19 protein-coding genes are annotated in these 20,226 nt (G+C 37.5%); 13 read left to right on the forward strand and 6 right to left on the reverse strand.

The genetic code is table 11. The annotated features are described in order from the left end of the window. Positions 1-43 precede the first annotated feature (43 nt). Both MKO06_RS15645 and MKO06_RS15650 read right to left on the reverse strand, forming a co-directional pair. On the reverse strand, positions 44-706 hold the full coding sequence (locus tag MKO06_RS15645) for a hypothetical protein (RefSeq protein WP_241552200.1): 663 nt from the start codon (positions 704-706) through the stop codon (positions 44-46). 193 nt (positions 707-899) lie between these two features. Further along, complete coding sequence (locus tag MKO06_RS15650) at positions 900-1,052, reverse strand: hypothetical protein (protein WP_241552201.1); 153 nt, start codon at positions 1,050-1,052, stop codon at positions 900-902. 23 nt (positions 1,053-1,075) lie between these two features. Here MKO06_RS15650 and MKO06_RS15655 point away from each other — a divergent pair, with 23 nt between their 5' ends. The 7 genes from MKO06_RS15655 (at position 1,076) to MKO06_RS15685 (ending at position 7,077) form a co-directional block, all read left to right on the forward strand. Then, on the forward strand, positions 1,076-1,243 hold the full coding sequence (locus MKO06_RS15655) for a hypothetical protein (RefSeq protein WP_156283494.1): 168 nt from the start codon (positions 1,076-1,078) through the stop codon (positions 1,241-1,243). Positions 1,244-1,313: 70 nt separating this feature from the next. Further along, on the forward strand, positions 1,314-3,215 hold the full coding sequence (locus MKO06_RS15660; protein ID WP_241552202.1) for a tetratricopeptide repeat-containing sensor histidine kinase: 1,902 nt from the start codon (positions 1,314-1,316) through the stop codon (positions 3,213-3,215). 1 nt (position 3,216) lies between these two features. Beyond that, positions 3,217-3,882 (forward strand): response regulator, encoded by a 666-nt coding sequence (locus MKO06_RS15665; RefSeq protein ID WP_241552203.1) that lies wholly within the window; start codon positions 3,217-3,219, stop codon positions 3,880-3,882. 363 nt (positions 3,883-4,245) lie between these two features. Next, a complete protein-coding gene (locus MKO06_RS15670) occupies positions 4,246-4,653 on the forward strand; it encodes a hypothetical protein (protein ID WP_156283500.1) in 408 nt (135 codons plus the stop codon). A gap of 2 nt (positions 4,654-4,655) precedes the next feature. Beyond that, entirely contained in the window at positions 4,656-5,921 is a 1,266-nt protein-coding gene (locus MKO06_RS15675) for an ABC transporter permease (protein ID WP_241552204.1), read from the forward strand. A gap of 5 nt (positions 5,922-5,926) precedes the next feature. Next, a complete protein-coding gene (locus MKO06_RS15680; protein WP_241552205.1) occupies positions 5,927-6,826 on the forward strand; it encodes a hypothetical protein in 900 nt (299 codons plus the stop codon). A 17-nt stretch (positions 6,827-6,843) separates the two neighbouring features. After that, the gene (locus MKO06_RS15685) at positions 6,844-7,077 is read left to right on the forward strand and encodes a hypothetical protein (RefSeq protein WP_241552206.1); all 234 of its coding nucleotides are present in this window, start codon (positions 6,844-6,846) and stop codon (positions 7,075-7,077) included. A 20-nt stretch (positions 7,078-7,097) separates the two neighbouring features. On the opposite strand, the gene MKO06_RS15690 is transcribed toward MKO06_RS15685, so the two are convergent. Next, on the reverse strand, positions 7,098-8,597 hold the full coding sequence (locus tag MKO06_RS15690) for a hypothetical protein (protein ID WP_241552207.1): 1,500 nt from the start codon (positions 8,595-8,597) through the stop codon (positions 7,098-7,100). Positions 8,598-8,812: 215 nt separating this feature from the next. Between MKO06_RS15690 and MKO06_RS15695 the strand changes: the two genes are divergently transcribed. Together MKO06_RS15695 and MKO06_RS15700 are read left to right on the forward strand one after the other, a co-directional pair. Beyond that, on the forward strand, positions 8,813-9,670 hold the full coding sequence (locus MKO06_RS15695) for a M57 family metalloprotease (RefSeq protein ID WP_241552208.1): 858 nt from the start codon (positions 8,813-8,815) through the stop codon (positions 9,668-9,670). Positions 9,671-10,018: 348 nt separating this feature from the next. Continuing rightward, positions 10,019-10,603: a hypothetical protein gene (locus tag MKO06_RS15700; protein WP_241552209.1), complete on the forward strand. Its 585-nt coding sequence runs from the start codon at positions 10,019-10,021 to the stop codon at positions 10,601-10,603. Between the two features lie 78 nt (positions 10,604-10,681). On the opposite strand, the gene MKO06_RS15705 is transcribed toward MKO06_RS15700, so the two are convergent. The 3 genes from MKO06_RS15705 to MKO06_RS15715 all read right to left on the reverse strand — a co-directional run bounded on the left by MKO06_RS15705 (position 10,682) and on the right by MKO06_RS15715 (position 15,283). Further along, positions 10,682-10,894, reverse strand: a complete 213-nt coding sequence (locus MKO06_RS15705; RefSeq protein ID WP_241552210.1) for a helix-turn-helix domain-containing protein — start codon at positions 10,892-10,894, stop codon at positions 10,682-10,684. A 495-nt stretch (positions 10,895-11,389) separates the two neighbouring features. Beyond that, positions 11,390-13,687 (reverse strand): catalase/peroxidase HPI, encoded by a 2,298-nt coding sequence (katG, locus tag MKO06_RS15710; RefSeq protein ID WP_241552211.1) that lies wholly within the window; start codon positions 13,685-13,687, stop codon positions 11,390-11,392. Between the two features lie 432 nt (positions 13,688-14,119). Further along, positions 14,120-15,283, reverse strand: coding sequence for a saccharopine dehydrogenase family protein (locus MKO06_RS15715; RefSeq protein WP_241552212.1), 1,164 nt, complete (start codon positions 15,281-15,283; stop codon positions 14,120-14,122). A 120-nt stretch (positions 15,284-15,403) separates the two neighbouring features. Here MKO06_RS15715 and MKO06_RS15720 point away from each other — a divergent pair, with 120 nt between their 5' ends. The 4 genes from MKO06_RS15720 (at position 15,404) to MKO06_RS15735 (ending at position 20,200) form a co-directional block, all read left to right on the forward strand. Then, a complete protein-coding gene (locus tag MKO06_RS15720; protein ID WP_241552213.1) occupies positions 15,404-17,329 on the forward strand; it encodes an ATP-binding protein in 1,926 nt (641 codons plus the stop codon). A 9-nt stretch (positions 17,330-17,338) separates the two neighbouring features. Next, positions 17,339-18,004, forward strand: a complete 666-nt coding sequence (locus tag MKO06_RS15725) for a DNA-binding response regulator (protein ID WP_241552214.1) — start codon at positions 17,339-17,341, stop codon at positions 18,002-18,004. A gap of 725 nt (positions 18,005-18,729) precedes the next feature. Further along, positions 18,730-19,620, forward strand: a complete 891-nt coding sequence (locus tag MKO06_RS15730) for a YitT family protein (RefSeq protein ID WP_241552215.1) — start codon at positions 18,730-18,732, stop codon at positions 19,618-19,620. Continuing rightward, on the forward strand, positions 19,613-20,200 hold the full coding sequence (locus tag MKO06_RS15735) for an HD domain-containing protein (RefSeq protein WP_241552216.1): 588 nt from the start codon (positions 19,613-19,615) through the stop codon (positions 20,198-20,200). Before MKO06_RS15730 ends, MKO06_RS15735 begins: the two co-directional genes overlap by 8 nt. Positions 20,201-20,226 lie beyond the last annotated feature (26 nt).

Below are 20,226 nucleotides of genomic sequence, written 5' to 3' on the forward strand. Positions count from 1 at the left end.
ATTTATCCAGTCTCTTATTTAAAATCGTGGTTCTTTCTCTATACTATTTTTCGCTTTCAGAAAGTACATATTTATCTATCATATAATTGGTTATAGGCTTTAAAGTTTTTCCATTTTCCGGGTTTATACCCGGAGCCGTAAAGTAATACAAATCATTTTTATATTTATCATACCACACCTGTACTTCCCCATTTTTAAAGAAAGTAGTTGTATCACTTACTTCAATTTGCCTAAAATTCTTCACTAAAAATGACCTGTAGGCCACCTCTCCCAATTCTCCCTCGCATTTTATAGGTTCATAGTGATCCTCTACCCAAACCATACATTCTTCACTTCCATTTAAAAAACCTACATATCCAGCTGTACCAATTAAAGGTATTAAGGATACCAAAATCCATTGTTTAAAGCCTTTTATCGCATAGGGTCCTTTATGGCTCTCGACTTCTATTTTCTCATTATCACCTGAATGCTTATTTAAGATGAATTCATTATAATCTGAATATCCTAAATATTTAGCCAACATGTCTTTGGTTTCTCCTTTAGGGCTACTTTCATTTTTATAATACCGCTCAAGAGATTTATACGAAAGCTGGTACTTGAAATTCTCCAATAAACTTTCAGATATATACTCACACCTACCTCTTAAGCTCTTCAGCCCAGATTCCCTTTCAGCCTTATTAAAGATTTGCTCTAAAAATTCCTTCATAAAACAAAATTTAGCCTCCCAAACAGTTGTACAATTTAATACCTAGACCCCTCATTCACAAACAGGTTTACAAAGAGACAATTTTGTCTCACACTTGTCTCACACTTGTCTCAGCCAATTCCGGCATCATAGCCAATATTTGCGATGTGATTGAATGACGATTGGGCATGCAACCCGGTCTGCGCAACATTCTTCACTTATGATTAATCAATACGGCCTGCAGGGTCACCGGGAAGTAACTCATCGCTGCCGTATTGGTTTTCAACTTCCCAAAGGTATCCGGTTTACGGATTTCCATAATACGGAATACCGTAAAAAAAGGGCTTGGCCCTAAAGGTATTCCCATGTCAAACATTTAAAAATTAAATCATGAAAAAAATAATTTTAGCACTAGTAATAGTGGTTGCAAATATTTCATTCATCGCTTGTACAGATGATAGTCTTGCAGAAGCTCAGGAAGATATAAATGCTCCTCATTATGCAGACTCTGATGATGAGCATATTGACCCTCCGGCAGATCCACCTGGTGATGATTAATAGGTACCGATGACAATAAAGCCACTTTTAAAAGTGGCTTTATTTTTTGCTTTTTGTATAAATTGGTCACATGAATAAAGCTACCTCTCTATTTGCTTTTATTTTAGTTATCATAGTTAGCTGTACCAATGCAGAGAAAGTCGATATCCAAAAGTTTAGAAACGATTATGCTTATGAACTATTCGTCAAGGCAAAAAACGAAAAGGACATAGATAGAAAGCTTAACCTTTTGGCTCTTGCCAACCACCAGGTGAAATCAGCAAGCGATACGCTATTATATGATATCCTGGATTATCAAATTTATTACCATGATCTTAAAAGGTCTTATGATAGCTCGTTATATTATTCTAACGAGATGATAAATAAGGCTGCATCAATCAATGACACGTCTAATTTGGCAAAAGGATATTATCGAAAAGCCAGAACCTTCTTATATCTAAATAAACAGGAACAAGTCCTTGAGAATATGTATAGATCCCAAAGTCTATACAAATCAATTCATGATTCTGTAAAAGCAGGTAAAAGACTGGTAGAATTAGCAAATGCGCAGGATAGACTTGGTGATTTTACCGGAAGTCATCAAACAGCAACAGATGCTCTTAATTATATAGCTGTGGATGATTCAATTTATTTAGCAAGCGTTCATACCCTGCTGGCTTTAACCAGCTCAAAATTGGATGATTATGAATCATCCATAAAAGAAAATAAAAAAGCCCTGAAATATGTGAAATCTCGCCATGACAGTCTGGTTATTCTAAATAATATTGGAGTTAATTATAGAAGAATAGAAAACTTTAAAAAGGCTGATGAAGTATTTGAAACAGCTTTATGTAAAGCTCAAGATACTATTAGAATAACCTGGAGCCTAAGAGATAATTATTTTTACAATCAATATTTAAAAACAGGTGAAAATGTAATTACTGAGCTTGAAGGAATTGCAGTTCAAAGAAAAAAATCGAATGATATCGAGGGCCTTTTGAGCAGTTACAAACATTTAAGTTCTATTTATCAGGAACATAATCTTTCTAAAGCCAAACAGATAGCGGAGCAGTATCTAAATACAGCTAAAGCTTTTGGTAATCCTTTGGAGGAATTACAAGCCCTTGAAGTAATTATTCAACTTAATAAAGAAAATCTTAAAGAGGATTATGTACAGGAATATTTTTATCTAAATGATAGTATAAATACTTCTAGAAACAAGATCAAAAACCTATTTGCTAAAATTAAATTTGATGAAGAACAAAAATTAAAAGAAATAGAGAAGTTGGAGCACCAATCTGCGGCCAGCAAATTGGAAGCTGAAAAAGAGAAAACTCAAAAAATTGTCATTTCTGTCATTCTATTTTTCTTGTTACTGGCTGCCTTCATCTTATATTATTTAATTCAACAAAAACATAAAAGAGATAAGATCAAGGAAATTCATGATACCGAGGCCCGTCTATCTAAAAAAGTTCATGATGAGCTGGCTAATGATATTTTTCAAATAATGACTGATCCAGCTGTAACAGAATCTACTTTAATAGATAGGCTGGACAATGTATACCATAGAACGCGTGATATTTCAAAAGAAAACAATTTAATCCATACTGGATCGGATTTTTCAGATGAACTACAAGGAATGATTAGCAGTACGGTTCCGTCCTCAACTAAAGTCTTTATTATTGGTTTAAAAAATATCGAATGGGACTTTTACAACCAGGAAAAGAAAATTGTGATTTATCGTGTAATCCAGGAATTACTAGTGAATTTCCGTAAACACAGCAAGGCTACCCGTTTAACTCTTAGGTTTGAGAATTCAGGGGGTAATCTTAATATTCTTTATAAGGATAATGGTCAGGGAACTGATTTAAAGAATGCTAAATTCTCTGGGCTTAGAAATATGGAAAACCGTATTCATTTAATAGACGGTTCTATTACTTTTCAATCAAAACCAGGATCTGGATTTTCTTGTCAAATCAATATTCGCAGTTAAAATGTTTAACAACGTACTTATAGCCGAAGATCAAGACTTCGTAAACCTAGGAATTAGAGAAGTTTTACAGAATTTAGAAATAGAAAAAATTACTCATTCTCAGTATTGTGATGAGGCATATCTTAAATTAAAGCGCGCTGCCTTAGACAATAAACCTTTTGATCTTTTAATTTGTGATTTAAACTTTAAGGCTGATCATAGAAATGAAAAAATAGAATCAGGTGAAGCATTAGCAAGTCTTTTAAAAAAGGAAATACCAGACCTAAAAATCATTATAAATACAGTAGAAGAACATCCAAGTATTGTAAAAAGGGTTTGGAGTTCCGGGATCGCTGACGCTTACGTTATTAAAGATAGAAATGGTTTTAAAAGTCTTGAAACAGCCATTAAAAAATTAACGATAAACGATAAGTATTTGGCGCCTTCTATAGAAGGTATACTATCACAAAGTAATGTCATCGAATTATCTGATTATGAATTAGAACTTTTAAAATACGTTTCAAAAGGATATAGTCAGGAGGAAATTCATCAAGTATTTAAGAATTACAAGATCTCACCAAACAGCAAGAGTTCCATCGAAAAAAAACTTAAAGAATTACGGGAACTCTTTGAAGCCAAAACTAATCCCCATTTAATTACTGTGCTTAAGGATCTCCAGATCATTTAGTACGTTTTTGGATTAGCTATCTAAAATTTTCAATAATCTTCAATTTGCGGAAAACCGTAAGAGTTTAAATTTCAGGCATGTTAAATTTAGTTCTGGAAGTAAACTCTTATATGAAAAAATTTCTCACCTATTTTCTTATACCCTGTCTAATCTTACTGGCTGCATGCAGTCCTGATGGAGAATCCGATACCTCAGATGATTTAAGAAGCGAGTGCGGTACGCATAATGGAAACCTACTAGATATTGGGCCCGAAGGAGGTTGCTATTATATAAATAGCAGTGGTAATAAGACGTATGTGGATAGGTCTGAATGTCAATGCTAAAAAAGTGGAATTCCTTTTTAACTAATTTAATTGTATTACCATGAGCAAAACCGCTATTTCAACCGAACTGAAAAGCCACTTTTTAAGGCTTTACCAAATGGCATTAACCGATGATCAATTTGATGTACTCGAATTAAAGACTCTTTATTCCTTTGCTGATGACCGCGGAGTCCCTAGAGAAGAGTTGGATAGATTACTCCTTAATCCAGTTGATCATTCATCTACAATTCCAAAAGATTTAAATACTAGGATTGAATACTTGTACGACCTGGCTACTATGATTCTAGCAGATAATGTAATTACTGAAGATGAAAAAAGCACTTTAAGAAAATACTGCAGGAAGTTTGAATTTCTCGAAGAGAATGTTGAACAATTATCTGCTTATTTACTGGAATGCGTTAAAAACGGTGTAAAAAAAGAAACACTTATAAATGAATTAAATAACTGAAAATGGAATCTATAAAAAACCTATTTCGAATTAAAGATGCTCCGGTAGAAATAAACGATTCTATGGAAACTGATATTGATAGAGAGCAAATTAGAATAACTTATTATCAAAGTGGTTTTGCCGCATCTACAAAAGCGTCTGGAAAACCTATTGTGCTACAGGCCTGTTTGCAAAACTTATTTAGCAGTTTCGAAGATCAATGTCGCAGACAAAATGCTGAACAGGAGAAGTTGAAACAACCCTATAGAGAAGAGCAGGAAAAGTTGCGTACTGAGTTAAAAAAGCTGGAGACAGGCCTTTCCATTTTCGATGAAAAAGAAATTGATTTAAACAAAAAAATTGAATCTGTTAGGCATGATATAGTTGATGTTAAAAATGCTCCTGAAAAGTATGGAGTTGAAGCAGACAAAAGACCAAGAGCTCAATTTTATATTGGTTTAGCAGTTTTATTACCTATTACCCTTTACCTATTGGTATTTTATATATCTGCTTCATATTCCGCTTTTTTCAAGGAATTCACGAATGATGTATTGACTGCTGCAATATTTGATAAGGATGCCTTAAATAATGCCTTTGAAGACAGTTGGCTTGAAGGACTATTAGTAATTACAATTCCTTTTGTTTTTATGGGCTTGGGATATGTTATACATATGATGCAAAAAGGTAGTGGCTTTGTAAACTATTTAAAACTCGCCGCTCTATTAATAATAACTTTTTTGTTTGATGGTTTGCTTGCTTATCAAATTGAAAAGAAAATCTACGATTTTAATCGAACTCTAAATTCACCAGATTATAACTTGGAAGTAGCACTTGGCCAAGCGGAATTCTGGATGATAATTTTTGCCGGATTTGTGGTTTACATTATCTGGGGACTGGTTTTTGACTTCATCATGAAGGAGCATGAAAACCTTGATAAGATTAAGGTCTTTATTAATAATAAAAAAGAGCAAATTAAAAACCTGGAAAGAATAAAGGAAGGTATAATAATCAAGAAGGATGAATTTAAAAATAAAATAACGGAGGTTCAGGGTAGTATTTCTGAAATCCAATCAAAAATAAACGGATTCATTTTTCCCATTAAGGAGTACTTATTATATCATAATCAATACAAAGAGGGCTGGTTCCAGGCAATAAATACTGAAATAGCATTACCAAACAAAGAAAAAGAAGAACTTCTTAGTGCCTGTGACCAAATGGCACAAACCCACCTTAAAGAAATGAATCTTTCCGAACAGGACTTCCAACATCTTGTTTACTCTAAAAATTAAATCTCATGAATTTTAAACATATATCATTAATATTTTTCTTAGCACTTGTCGCCTGCCAGAACGAACAAAATCATAATACAACAGATATTCAATCGACTGTACACAGAGACTCAGGGGTAAGGCAGCCTGAACAAAACTTAAATATAAGTTTCTTACTCGACTTATCAGATAGGATCGATCCCAACAAATACCCCAACGATGCGATGGCATATTATAAAAGAGATGCAGCTTACATCAAATCAGTTGCGGGAGCCTTTAGAAATCACTTGAATTCAAAAAAAATTCGTCAGATCAACGAAAAGATTCAGGTATTTTTCGAACCAGAACCTTCAAATCCTGAAATAAATGAAATCTCAGAAAAATTAAAATTTAATTTTTCAAGACATAATATCTCTAAAGATTTATTAGAAACCTTTGATCACAACTATAGAACCTATCCCACCCAAATTTATAATTTGGCAATTGAAGATAATAACTATATAGGCTCAGATACCTGGAGATTCTTCAAAACTAACATTCAAGATTACTGCGTTGAAGAGGGTTATCGAAACGTTTTAGTTATTATGACAGACGGTTATATTTTCCATAAAGACACCAAAATTAAAGAGGAAAATAGAACTTCCTATTTAACACCCGAATATATAAGATCAGTTGGCCTTAATTCTAACAATTGGATAGATCGTTATAAGGAAAATAATTTTGGCTATATTAACCTTGATAAGGATTTAAGTAATCTTGAAATCCTAGTTCTAGGTATTAATCCCGATCCAAAAAATGATTATGAGGAAGAAGTAATTCGAAAATATTGGTCAGATTGGCTCGAAAATATGAATGTAAAAAGATTTAAGATTATGAATGCTGACTTACCCTCAAATATGGAAGAAATCATCAAAGATTTTATTTAGAGCTTGAATTTTTGGACATGAAAAAGTTCATTTTTACTATACTCCTATCAGTTGCCACCAATTTCTCTGGATATGATCTGGTTTCTAATCCAGAACTTAAAAATGTATTCATTTGCAATAGTCAGAATGGTAAAAAATATCATTTTTCTAAATCTTGTAGGGGTTTGAATGCTTGTAGATCCAACATCAAAGAAATTACTCTTGAAAATGCTAAGAAATTAGGAAAAACCATTTGTGGTTGGGAAGACTAGTTTCTTCATTAACATTTCAACTATAACTTATCTTTTACATTTATTGGGATCCCAACTTTAAGCCCAAATCTTAATCCTTCTTTGTCATTCCTAGGGTGTACATTTAAATCTGGCCGGTCTGCGAAAAGTTGTAGTATCGCGATTTTACCAGATTTATCCGCCCTTTTAAAATCCCATAATAAACCTATTCTAAAGGGTATTTTATCATTATCTAACTCGTCCAATTCGAAATCATTATTTTCATACCCAATTGAGGTGAAAACACCTCCCCTATCCCACGGCCAATAGTACAACTCTAGAGATGCTCCTGATTTAAAGGCATATTCATAAGGCTTTGAACCTTCATATGCTTTCTTTTCAGTAATTGACTCCACATTTTCATTACCTGCTATCTGGTTTCTTATTTGTATAGTAGATACCGATAAATCGTCGTAATTGGTGGACCTGCCTAAATCAAAAGAAAGTAATGCAAAAAATTTGCTCACATATTTACTTTTACTCTGTATAAAGTAACCTGTATGAAATCTAGCTCCGTAGATATCTCTACTAACGGTTTCAAATTTATATCCGGGATTATTCGTGATTTGAATATATGCGTTTCTTGATTCCCTTCCATAATAAGGCGATGCACCAGCATACAATATATGTTTTGAATTCCAGACATCGCGGTTTTCTTCTTCTTCGATTTTATGTAAATTGCTTCTAATAGATTCTATCTTCTTCTCTAAATTAGAAATCTCTTCAATTATGAGATTAGTTCTATAACCTTTCAAACTAGTAGCAATATTTTGGGAAATGGAAGCATCATCCTTATCGATAAATTTATGATTAAACTTGAGCTCCTTCTCGCTAATTTGGTACTCCTGCAATGAAACTTTCCGTTTATATTTATCTATAGAGTCTGAAAAAATTCTTGCAAATTCATTTTTCAGCGTTTTTAGGTTCTCTTTAACCTTCTTTGATTCTGATAATTGTGTGAAACCATTTTGATTTTCAAGTATTCTAACCAGGGTATCGTATTTTGAATATAATTGAATCAAATATTCAGCCTGGCGATGAGTACTCCTCATATTGGCAAAAGACCGTTCCTTATCTAATGTCGCGATTTCATCTTTTTTCGAGAACAAAGGATCAAATCTTCTAAAATATTTGGCAATTCCAAAAAAGTTTATCGAAATAGTTGCTTTCTTACCTGCTGCATCATCAAAAAAATACACTCCGGAATCAGCTGAAAAATCACCATCAGCTGTTATAAAGTCCACGCCTAAAAAATTTACTTTAGAAATATATACACTAGCTTCAAGAGTGGAAAGATCGTCTGCATACTCATAACTTAAGCCCTCTTTCGGGGAATCATCTCCAACAATTAAAAAGTTCAAATCCCTAAATGCTAAAGAATCGAATAATGACCGGGAAACTTGTCTATTGCTAATTAGCTCCGTATTTAAAACCAATTCCTGAGCTACAATCGTACCTGGTAGAAAAAATAAAAGAAGTATTGAGAAGTAGTAATTTTTCATAACCCTAATTTTTAAAATTTAAAAAATTGTAGGGTCCTTTTTTTTTAAATCTTGAAGATTAAATAAACTCAAAGTTTATAATTGGAAGCAGCTAACTTAATCAAAACCAAATTTCTAATATAATTTAAAACCGTAATAATTCTAAGGTATATCCTTATACCTATGGCAATCTAAACCGTTAATTTTGAGCAGTTAATAACCCAAACTACTATATTATGATTAAAAAGTATTTATTTGGAACTGCTATGGTTGCCGTAATTGGATTTACATCCTGTGAGAAAAATGAGTCCTCCCCTGAAGAGCCCCCCCAGGAGGCTATGACACAGATTGATTTAGATCAAGATCTTCAAGTAACCAAAGAGGTTCGTGAAAAGGTTAAATCATTAAATTTCAATTCTAAGCATATTGAAGTTGTAACTCAAAAAAACCTGGAAGGAAAGACTGAGTCAGTTTTTAAAATTGAAGGAGATATTCTTATGAGCCCTCAAGCTCTTGCTGAAATGCAACCGGCCGATATCACCTCAAAACAGTACCGTACCTACAACCTGGTAAGTAGCCCAAGAACAGTAAATGTTATAGGATATACCGGTGGATATGGTCAAGGTCTAACCTCCAAGCAACGCTCCGCATTACAACGCGCAATTCAAAATTACAACGACTTGAGTATAGGTCTGAATTTCACCTTAACCTTTGGAACAAATTATCAGTCTTATGACATTGTTGTTTATCAAACCCAGAATGGAAGTGCCGGAGGTGTAGCCGGATTCCCAAGCAACGGAGACCCGTACCAGTATATCCAAATTTTCGATGGAATGGAAAACTACAGCACCGCCACAAATGAACATGTATTGACACACGAAATTGGCCATACATTAGGTCTTCGTCACACCGACTGGTTTAGCCGTCAAAGTTGTGGACAAAGTGGTGAGGATGCTGAACCTTATGGCGCTGTTCATATACCTGGAACTCCTACCGGGTATGACTCCAATTCACTTATGCTAGCATGTTTTAGTGCTTCGGAATCAGGAAACTTTGGATATTATGACGAAGTAGCATTGGAATACCTTTACTGATCTATTAACCTAATATCTATCCAATGTTCGAAAGTGGGTCTCTTTGAGATCCACTTTTTTTCAAGCATACCCTTCCGATAATCCTTTAAATTGATTAGCTGGCTTAGTAAAACTGATTATCATCTTTTGGGTGATAGATCCCAAAATTTTTTGAAATGAAAAGGTATTAGAAGGTTAAACCTCAATTTACTTCCTCAAACACTGTTCTAAATTAAAATATCTCTTTTGAATGGTAAGGTTGGCACTTATAAATAGTAAGGTTATTCACGAAGTTAAAACAAACAACTTAAATAACTTAGCAGATATTGATGTATTGCTTAAAAATTAATTTAACCTAACTCTTCAAAAATGAAAAGAATCTTATCCTACCTCGCAATTTGTGCTTTTTTAATTTCCTGTACCAATGAATCAATACCTGAGGAAGAAATAATCGTTGCAAATAGTCAATTCACTTCTTTTAACTTGAATTACGTAATGAATTATTCACCTACTAGAGAATGCTCTCCAGATGGCACACTACCTGCTACCAATGATGTGCAGATAGCATTTGATAAAACTATGCCCCAAGATGCTATTTTCAATTTCGCAGTTCAACAAAAATCTAGTAGTGGCAATTATTGGCTTGATGTAATATCAGAATTCCAGAATGTTAGAATGCCTGCAGGAACAAACTATATTACCTTATTTACTAGTTGTCAATTAAAATATTTACATGATTGCTTTACCGGCTCTTATGGAACTGAAGAATTTAGAATAGTTCTTGAAAGTGCAGAATTTGTAGAAGACGGGACCTTAAGTGTAACTCCTGGACCTGGGATGAATGGTAATAATTATTATAGTGTAAATTCATACGTGCCTTGTGGAAATGGGCAACCAGCTATTAGTCTTGGTTCGAAATGGACAGTAGGGTATGATTCGGCATACGAAGATTAAAAAAAACATCGAAGATTGATTTTCTTCAATTTACTATTTAAAGCTGGGGATATTGAAACTCCCAGCTTTTTTATTAAATTACCGATAGTCTATTTCTTTAAAGCTTACCGGTAAAAGTTTGTAAACGAACATTTTAAGGACCTGGTTTATCTTTTCAAGGTTTAGGTACGTTTTATTCTGTTCGATCTTTCGAATAACGGTTAGTGCTACCCCTGCCCGCTCTGCAAACTCTTCCTGGGTAAGATTAACCTCTTTCCTACAGGATTTTACAAATTCTGCTAACTCTTCCATTATACGTTATAACGTATAATTTACAGTAGATCTACCAAATTATATGAAATAAATACAATTTAATTTGTTCTATTTTTTATGCTTTCACATATATTATTGAAGAACGATATTAATTTACATACCTATACATATAAGTGTTGATTTCGACTAAAAATAGATTAAAAGGATTCATTTTATATCAAATGAGACGAAGATCAATTATAATAAAGCAAAAGAGTTAAACTTTGTTAAAGCGAGACCAATCCGGTGACCAATTTTTCCTGTCCTCTGGAAAGCCCTGTAAACTCAACATACTTTTAAAATCGGTCGTTCCCTCCGATTCCGCTTTTAGTACCAAACTCGATCAAAAAGCTCTGAATACATGGATTAACGAGTTTTTGATTGATGAAATAAACCTCCGCCTTCCAAATACCACATTATAGAATTTAAGCCGGGGTTAAAAAAAGCCCGATGTCAGGTGATATCGGGCTTTAAATTAAAAATTAGATTCGCAGACTAATCGTCTTTTACATCGTACCTGTCCAGCATCATCACTTTGTCCCAGGCCTTTACAAAATCTTTTATAAAACGCTCATTTCCATCTTCTGCACCATAGACCTCAGCAATATTTCGAAGCTGTGCATTAGACCCAAAAATAAGGTCGCAACGGGTAGCCGTATATTTGGTTTCGCCGGTTTCGCGATGCTTGATGTCGAACAGCATTTCCTTGTCGTTTTGCGGAACCCACTCGTAATCCATGCTTAGAAGTACCTTAAAGAAATCATTGCTCAGAGTTCCCGGACGATCGGTAAAAACTCCATGGCTGGAATGATCGAAGTTTTGATCCAGGACTCGCAGACCTGCAGTTAGAACGGTCCATTCTGGTGCATTTAAAGTAAGCAACTGTGCGCGATCCAGGAATATCCTTTCTGGCGGCACATGATATCCCACTTTATCGTTATGGTAATTTTTAAATCCATCTGAAACGGGTTTCAGCCAGTCGAAACTTTCCACATCGGTCTGGTCTGGAGTGGCATCTGTACGCCCTGGAGTAAAAGGAACTTCTATGCTGAAGCCACCATCCCTGGCTGCTTTTTCTACCGCTGCACAACCTCCAAGTACCACAAGGTCTGCCAGTGAAACTTTTTTGTTGCCAGACTGATTTCCGTCGAAATCATCTTTGATTGATTTTAACCTATCCAGAACTTTATAAAGCTCTCTTGGCCTGTTCAGATCCCAATTATTTTGAGGTTCCAGGGCTATACGCGCACCGTTGGCTCCTCCCCGTTTATCTGAATCACGATAGATAGCTGCGGAAGACCAGGCTGCTGAAACCAATTCAGAAACTGAAAGTCCACTGTCCAGGATCTTTTGTTTTAAAGCAGTAATGTCTGATTCCCCAATAAGATCATAATCTCTTTTTGGAACCGGATCCTGCCAGATCAGATCTTCTTCGGGAACTTCAGGCCCCAGGTAACGATCTTTTGGCCCCATGTCTCTATGCGTTAATTTATACCAGGCTCTTGAAAAAGCATCGGTAAAATATTCAAAATCGTTCAGGAATTTCTCGCAAATTTCACGATAAGCCGGATCTACCTTTAGAGCGATATCTGATGTCATCATCATCAAATCGTTCATCTTTCCCTCCTCGTGAGCATCGGGTGTTTTAGGAGCATTCGCATCCTCGGGAGTCCATTGAACAGCTCCTGCCGGACTTTCGGTCTTTTTCCAGTCATATTTGAAAAGATTGATGAGGTAACTATTATCCCAGGTTGTAGGATCTGGTGTCCAGGAACCTTCGATCCCGTTTGTCATGGTATACTTACCAAATCCGGTGCCTTCAGGATTTTGCCAGCCCATACCCATAGCCTGTAATGGCGCGCCTTCCGGTGCAGGTCCTATTTTCTCTGCGCTTACCATTCCGTGGCTTTTTCCAAAGGCATGTCCACCGGCCACCAATGCAACCGTCTCTTCATCATTCATCGCCATACGTTTAAATGATTCCCGAATGGCCATAGCAGAATCCATTGGCTCCCCATTACCTCCCGGACCCTCGGGATTTACGTAAATCAAAGCCTGGTGAGTTGCTGCAACCGGGTTTTCCAGGTCACGATCTGGATCTGATGGTTCACCCTTCCATCTTAATGTCTGGCTCACCATTTGTTCCGGATGTCCGTCGTAGTATTCACCCACCTTGGATTCTTTGAATGGCTTACCATTCCAGAATTCAGGTCCCCAGTAAGTACTGCGATCGGGTTCCCAGGCATCCCGGCGCCCACCGCCAAAACCGAAGGTTGGGAAATTCATGATCTCCAAAGCACAATTTCCGGTAAGTACGATAAGGTCTGCCCAGGAAAGGGAAGCTCCGTATTTTTGTTTGATAGGCCAAAGCAGCCTGCGGGATTTATCGATATTCCCATTATCCCACCAGGAATTAAGCGGACCAAAACGCATCATTGCTTGGCCAGCACCTCCACGACCATCAGCGATACGGTAAGTTCCCGCCGAATGCCAGGCCATACGAATCATCTGCGGGCCGTAGTTATTATAATCTGCCGGCCACCAGTCTTTTGAATCCACCAGTAAATCCTTGATCTCTTTTTTTAATTGCTTAAGGTCGATCTTATTAAAAGCCTCCTTGTAATTCTCGTCTCTCAATGGGTTCGCGGCTGCTGGTTCCTGGTGTAACAGTTCTACCTGTAACCGGTTAGGCCACCAGTCGTCAAGTTGTGGTGAAGTTCCAATAGCACCACCAACCCGGGTACCTCTGAATGGGCATTTAGCCAGGTTATCTGGATTATCCATGTTTTTCATAAAATAAAATATTGCTGGATTAAAAAATAAGTTTACAGTTGAATGGCTAGTATCTTTCCCGGCAACTAATTGTATGGTTAATCATGTTACCTAACCCAATGATCCAGTATCGAAAAGCTATAATGATCTTTTACTTAATGAAGGGAAATAAGGAAGAAAAATATAGTCGTTATTTAATGTTTAATTTCAAAAGCAGAATTTAGGAAGAAGCTGATAATTAAGACGATCTACACTCGTTAAACTTTATTTAAAACATTTCTTCCCATAATAGCGACATTTGTAATCACCAGCTCTTCTTTCATTTATACTCAGCCTTTTAATTTAAAGGATGAACATTCTATCCCGCCAATGACTCAAAAGCGAATAAGACCCGATAAGAGTGAAAAATTTCAGGTATTCTTGGAGTCTGCAGAAAGAAGCTTTAGGTATTTTTTAATCGGAAACAGAATCCAGATCCAGCGAGCCGTAGATAGGTTTAATAAAATGCCCGTTCAAAAAGCTTTTGGTGGGGATCTGGCTTTGCAGAATGACCCCTTTGGCGGAATCCTGGAGCAGAAGCATGGCCGATTGCAGAAACGGAGCCGCGGTGGTGGTTTGTATTGCCCGGAGTTGATGCTTACCGATCTTCTGCGGAAGAATTTTCTTAGAGATTTCTATTCTTCGTAAGATTCCCTGAGCATCCTTCCCCTCCACCGACGCATAAAGGATCACCTGGTCTTCTTCGATATGCGGGATCATCGCCTGCATTTGTTCCTGCAATTTTTCTATGGCATCCGGCTGATTCCCTATCGGTTTCAGTTGCTCTTCTACCCAGGAGTAATGCCCCGGAAACCTAAGGGTCTTATAATCCAGGGATCTAAGTTTTCCACTCAGGCTCTGTGGCAGATCGGCTGCACCGCCCGAAGTAAGATCTTCTTCGTAGGTTTTTCCGTCGATGATGATCTCAGCCCTCTCGGAGAGCGACGGCAGTTTAGCTTTTTTAAAATCGCGAATGACCTCGGCATCCTTTTGATATTCTGTAGCTACTCCCACCGGGCTCCAGGTGAACCCGTAATAGTGGGGTGCAACGGCATGCCTGGTAAGCGCCCCCACCTTAAGGGCCATAGAACCGGCTTTCTTCACATTATATTTCTTACAGAAAACCTGGAAAAGATGATTCCCCAGCACATTGATATAACCCGGAGCCAGGCCGGTTTGTAACAAAAAGCCGGTATCGGCATCAGCAGCCAGTTTTTTGATGGCCTCTGTTTCGGCAACATACTCTGTAAGATTCGCGTAATGTAAATGATGATCTTTAGCCAGCCGGGCCATTTGCGGGGCGAGGCTTCCCGGAAGGCAATCCAGGAGTATATCGGCTTTTCGCAGGCTTTTCTTCAGGGAACTGTTAATACTATTTCCAGGCAATTCAAAACACTCGATCTGGGTTTTCCTGGAAACTCCTTTGTCGATCCATTGAGCCATCCTTTTCGCCTTGTCAGTATCCCTGTTAAGTATGAGTAATTTAGGACTTACCTGGCTTAATTCGGCCAGCATCAGTCCAGCTGCTTTGGCTATACCGCCGGCGCCAGCAATGACAATAGTGTAGTTTTGGTCCATACTTAAAGTTACATAATTTTAAGCCCTCCTGTTCAAAAATAAATCAGATTCAATAAAACAAACTGTATACGAAGAAAACTAAAAAACTGGTATTTATTCGGCTTTTCCTATTTTCGCGCTATGAATCTACGCCCCCTGTTTTTTATCTGTAGCCTGCTGATGCTCTCAATTTCGGCCTGCGAAAGCTCTGCTTCTTTTTCTGAAGATGCGCAGGCGGTGCGAAAAGATTCCGCTTTTATTTTGTTTGAAAAAGGAAAGACTGCCAAAGATCTTCGGGAAAAGATCTCCTATTTCAACAAGGCTCTTAAAGAATTGAAATTTAAAAAAGACACTATAATTCCCGATATTCTCGATTACAAGATCTATTATCATGTGAGTCTGAAAGAATATGATAGTTCGCTTTATTTTTCAGATTCTCTTATTAACACAGCCCGGGCTCAACAGGACTCCGCATACCTGGCCAAGGCCTATTACCGAAAAGCCTCTGCATTCAGAAATCTGAATCAATATGAAAAGCAATTTAAAAATTCCTTTGCTTCACGTGAGATCTATTTAAGAATTGGTGACACTTCTAATGCCGGACGAAGAACATCTGAAATGGCTTCGGCTCAAAGTCAGTTAACCGATTATACAGGCGCCCAGCAAACGGCCACAGAAGCCCTGGAATATTTAAAGGAAAATGATTCGGTTTATTTAAGCAGTATCTATAATACCATTGCCACCACCTATAGAAATCAGGGTTTATATGATGATGCGGCAAAAGAATGGAATAATGCACTTAGATATGCTTCCAGCAGCCGGGACAGCCTGAGCAATTTGAATAATATCGCGCTTGCACTTCAGGATGAAAAAAGATTCGATGAAGCTATCAGGATTTTTGAGTCCATCCTCGAAAGATCAGATCTCACTGTTTTAAAATCCCGGGCCCGATTCATGGACAACCTTGCTTACACGAAATGGCTGCAGGATCCTTCTGCACCGGTCCTTGAGGATTTACTGAAAGCAAAGGAGATAAGGCGCAGGCAGAACGACGAAAACGGGCTCCTGGCCAGTTATGATCACCTTTCAGATTACTTCAGAGATAAGAACAGCCAGCTTTCAAAAAAATATTCCGACAGTTTACTGTTAATCGCGAAAAATACGGGAAGCCAAACGGCCCAGCTCAATGCGATCCAGAAACTGATAGATCTTTCTCCTGCCGAAAAAACGAAGGGACTTTCCACGCAATATATTCGGTTAAATGATAGTATTCGATCTGAAAATCTAAGGGCCAAGAATCTATTTGCCAAAATAAGGTACGATGAAGAACAAAAGCAACGGGAGATCAATAACCTCCATGCTAAAGCCCTGCAACAAAAACTGCAAACCGAAGAATTGAAGAACCAGACGATCATACTTTCCTTAGGTGGATTGCTCCTGATGGTAAGCGGTGGATTCGGTTTTTATTATCTAAGGCAAAAACATGAAAGGGAAAAAATAAAAGAGGCCCACGATACAGAAACCAGGATTTCTAAAAAAATTCATGATGAGCTGGCTAATGACGTTTACAATGTGATGAGCGGTATGCAGGAAATAGCTCCGGTTGCTATGATGGATAAACTCGAACATATCTATAAACGAACCCGCAATATTTCCAGGGAAAACAGCAGTATCCCTCTCGGCCAAAATTACCTGCCTCATTTAATTTCGACTTTAAGTTCAGCTACTTCAGAGGATACGAGGCTTATCTTACGCGGTGAAGACACGGTGAAATGGGACAGTCTTACTTCAGAGAAAAAAATCATCATATACCGGGTGCTGCAGGAGATTATGATCAATATGAACAAACACAGCCAGGCGAGCCTGGTGGCGATCATATTTTCTGAAGAAAGAAATCTTCTGAAGATCCAGTACTCAGACAACGGAATTGGCACCTCAGAAAATCAGCTGAAATCGGGCAATGGGCTACAGAATGTGGAAAACCGTATTTTTTCAATAAAAGGAAAGCTTACTTTTGAAACCGAAACAGACAGAGGTTTGAAAATATTCATTCAGATCCCAATTTAGTAACCCGGCATGTTTAAAAAAGTATTGGTAGCAGAAGACATGGACAGTATCAACCACGCTGTTGCGTCTGTACTTAAGGAATTGAATATTCCGGAGGTGGCCCATGCCCAGTACTGCGACAAGGCCTGGCTGCTGGCGAAAAAGGCCGCACAGGATGGGCAGCCATTTGAACTGCTTATCTGTGATCTTTCCTTTAAGGAGGATCATCGGGAAGAAAAGATCAGGTCTGGGAAAGAATTGATCGCCATTTTGAAATCAGAATATCCCGACTTAAAAGTTCTGGTGAATTCTATCGAAGATCATCCGCAAACCGTGAAGGAATTATGGAATTCAGGTACTATTGACGGGTACGTATGCAAGGATCGCCGTGGTTTAATGGAGTTAAAGGAGGGCCTTCTGAAACTGGAAAAAGGTGAAACCTATAACTCCCCTTCCATCCAAAAGGTATTGAACCAAAACAATTTGCTGGTTTTAAATGATTTTGAGATCAATATTGTAAAATTCCTGGCTAATGGGCTTACCCAGGATCAGATAGAACAGGAACTGAAAAGTAAGAATATCAAACCAAGCAGTAAAAGTGCCATCGAGAAAAGGCTAAAAGATCTTCGGGAGGAATTCAATGCGAATACCAATCCTCATTTGATATCTATCATGAAAGATCTTCAATTGATATAAAATAATATGCCACGCCTTATGAAGCATGTTGAGTAGGGTCGATTTTGCTGATTAAGGCTGGCATATTACTATAAAACAGGATAGAGGTTTACTCGCCCCCTGATGCAGAAAATCCAAAAAGGTGGCCCTATTGCCGATCTATGGGAAAGCACCAGAATTTCACCTATTTAGAAAAACCCTCCTTCTAAAATTTCTTTATACACTCAACCTTGCAGTATGAGAAGCAACATAAAGGTCCTGCCTGATACGGTAGGCAAGTTTTCTGTGCTGCATACCTGCTCCTGAAAAAGGATCCTGTTATTTAAAATCTGGTACTCATTTCAGAATTCAGGATGCGCCTGTAAAATCATTCTAACACGAGCTTATTGTTCCTTCACCAACAAGGCTTTTCCTTACCGAATTTTATGCTGGATAAAGCAAGCATAAAAACCCTTCTTATTGTAAATCAAATTTTTAAAGTATATTGTTAATGCATTATTATTCGGTCTTAACATTTTTGATAGGGCTCAATTCTAATGATCCTGGCATTTATGGGAGATAATTGCATTAAGATTATTGATTCCCTTAGATCACAATCCGCGATAACAGATATTTTCCTGTTATAAAGATGAATCGCCACCAAATTTGAAGTATAAAATCGTCTCCTGAAGTGTAGGCTACGATTAGAAAACCGGATAAAAGACCAGCAAAGGTTTTTTCCAAATGTGATAAGAAAACCCACTTCTATGAGTTCCGCTAAAAAGATAGACTGGTTAAGAATATTTTCGTTCCGCTCGATAGCTTTTACGCTTATAGGAGTTCTTCTTGCCATCGTTGGGCTTCAGGGTTTCATGGTTCCGAATAATTTCCTGGATGGTGGTGTTACAGGGCTCTCTATCCTGATTAGCAGTTATGGTAACTTCCACATAAGCCTGCTTTTATTGGTTTTTAATATCCCGTTCCTGATAGTTGGTTACCACAAGATCAGTCGAACTTTTGGAGTACAGACTCTAATAGCAATGCTTTTGCTTTCTGCGGGAATGTACTTTATCAATATCCCGGTATTTACTAATGATAAGGTTCTCATCGCAATTTTTGGAGGTTTCTTCATTGGGCTCGGCATTGGATGCGTTATTCGAGGCGGTGGTGTAATTGATGGATTTGAGGTGATCGCACAGTATACTGAAAAAAAATCGGCATTTACCTCTGGCGAGATCATCCTTGCCCTCAATACTCTTATGATCATAGGCGCTGCCCTGCGCTTTGGAATAGAGACCGGAATGTATTCGATCCTGGTCTATTTTACCGCCATGAAGACTGCCGACTATGTCGTTGACGGGTTTGAAGAATATACAGCCCTCCATATAATCTCAAAGGAATCGGAACAAATAAAATTTGAGATCGTAAACAACTACAATAAGGCAGTCACCGTCTATAAAGGAGAGCGAGGATTTCTTCCCGGTTCCTACGATATAAATACAGATTGCGATATCATTATGACCGTGGTTACACGGCTGGAAATTCACAGGATCAAGATCGCGGTTTCTGAAATTGACCCAAATGCTTTTATTTTCGTGAACAGCATTAAGGAAGTTAAGGGAGGGATCGTACGCCGAAATAATAAGACCAATGTCTAAAGATATCTTTGAAATCATTATCGATCGTTTGAAAAGGAAGCTTCCTCCGGAACTGCAATACCATAATGCCGAACATACCCAAATGGTGATAGATCAGGCGAGATTCCTGGCAAAGAAGGAGTCGGTTGAAGGCCGGGATGCTCATCTTATCGAAATCGCCTGTTTGTTCCACGATATTGGTTTCCTGGATCAGATCAACGATCATGAAAAGAAGGGCTGCCAGATAGCCTCCAGGGAATTAACTAAATATGATTATACAAAGGAGGAAATTGAAAAGGTGTGCGGTATGATAAAGGCCACCGAAGTACCTCAAAAACCGCTCAACTTAAATGAAATGATCGTTGCAGATGCCGATCTTTTTTACCTGGGAACTTCCAGCTATAAAACAATTAGCGAACGGCTTTACAGGGAGCTGCAGTTCTTAAATCCCAGATTGGAAAATGAACAATGGTTTCGAATCCAGATCAATTTTCTCGAAGCGCATCAATTTCACACTTCGTATGCCCGGAAAAACCTGGAACCGGGAAAACAGGAGAACCTCCGAAAACTGAAATCTGAATATGCCGAAATATTGGGATGAAAATTTCGGAAGTAATACTTCGATCT

The organism is Christiangramia oceanisediminis, assembly GCF_022570735.2.
Lineage (GTDB): Bacteria > Bacteroidota > Bacteroidia > Flavobacteriales > Flavobacteriaceae > Christiangramia > Christiangramia oceanisediminis.

Coding starts and splice junctions, on each gene's coding strand:
- MKO06_RS15645 (WP_241552200.1), bottom strand. CDS start 706: ATGAAGGAATTTTTAGAGCAAATCTTTAATAAGGCTGAAAGGGAATCT.
- MKO06_RS15650 (WP_241552201.1), bottom strand. CDS start 1,052: ATGGGAATACCTTTAGGGCCAAGCCCTTTTTTTACGGTATTCCGTATT.
- MKO06_RS15655 (WP_156283494.1), top strand. CDS start 1,076: ATGAAAAAAATAATTTTAGCACTAGTAATAGTGGTTGCAAATATTTCA.
- MKO06_RS15660 (WP_241552202.1), top strand. CDS start 1,314: ATGAATAAAGCTACCTCTCTATTTGCTTTTATTTTAGTTATCATAGTT.
- MKO06_RS15665 (WP_241552203.1), top strand. CDS start 3,217: ATGTTTAACAACGTACTTATAGCCGAAGATCAAGACTTCGTAAACCTA.
- MKO06_RS15670 (WP_156283500.1), top strand. CDS start 4,246: ATGAGCAAAACCGCTATTTCAACCGAACTGAAAAGCCACTTTTTAAGG.
- MKO06_RS15675 (WP_241552204.1), top strand. CDS start 4,656: ATGGAATCTATAAAAAACCTATTTCGAATTAAAGATGCTCCGGTAGAA.
- MKO06_RS15680 (WP_241552205.1), top strand. CDS start 5,927: ATGAATTTTAAACATATATCATTAATATTTTTCTTAGCACTTGTCGCC.
- MKO06_RS15685 (WP_241552206.1), top strand. CDS start 6,844: ATGAAAAAGTTCATTTTTACTATACTCCTATCAGTTGCCACCAATTTC.
- MKO06_RS15690 (WP_241552207.1), bottom strand. CDS start 8,597: ATGAAAAATTACTACTTCTCAATACTTCTTTTATTTTTTCTACCAGGT.
- MKO06_RS15695 (WP_241552208.1), top strand. CDS start 8,813: ATGATTAAAAAGTATTTATTTGGAACTGCTATGGTTGCCGTAATTGGA.
- MKO06_RS15700 (WP_241552209.1), top strand. CDS start 10,019: ATGAAAAGAATCTTATCCTACCTCGCAATTTGTGCTTTTTTAATTTCC.
- MKO06_RS15705 (WP_241552210.1), bottom strand. CDS start 10,894: ATGGAAGAGTTAGCAGAATTTGTAAAATCCTGTAGGAAAGAGGTTAAT.
- katG (WP_241552211.1), bottom strand. CDS start 13,687: ATGAAAAACATGGATAATCCAGATAACCTGGCTAAATGCCCATTCAGA.
- MKO06_RS15715 (WP_241552212.1), bottom strand. CDS start 15,283: ATGGACCAAAACTACACTATTGTCATTGCTGGCGCCGGCGGTATAGCC.
- MKO06_RS15720 (WP_241552213.1), top strand. CDS start 15,404: ATGAATCTACGCCCCCTGTTTTTTATCTGTAGCCTGCTGATGCTCTCA.
- MKO06_RS15725 (WP_241552214.1), top strand. CDS start 17,339: ATGTTTAAAAAAGTATTGGTAGCAGAAGACATGGACAGTATCAACCAC.
- MKO06_RS15730 (WP_241552215.1), top strand. CDS start 18,730: ATGAGTTCCGCTAAAAAGATAGACTGGTTAAGAATATTTTCGTTCCGC.
- MKO06_RS15735 (WP_241552216.1), top strand. CDS start 19,613: ATGTCTAAAGATATCTTTGAAATCATTATCGATCGTTTGAAAAGGAAG.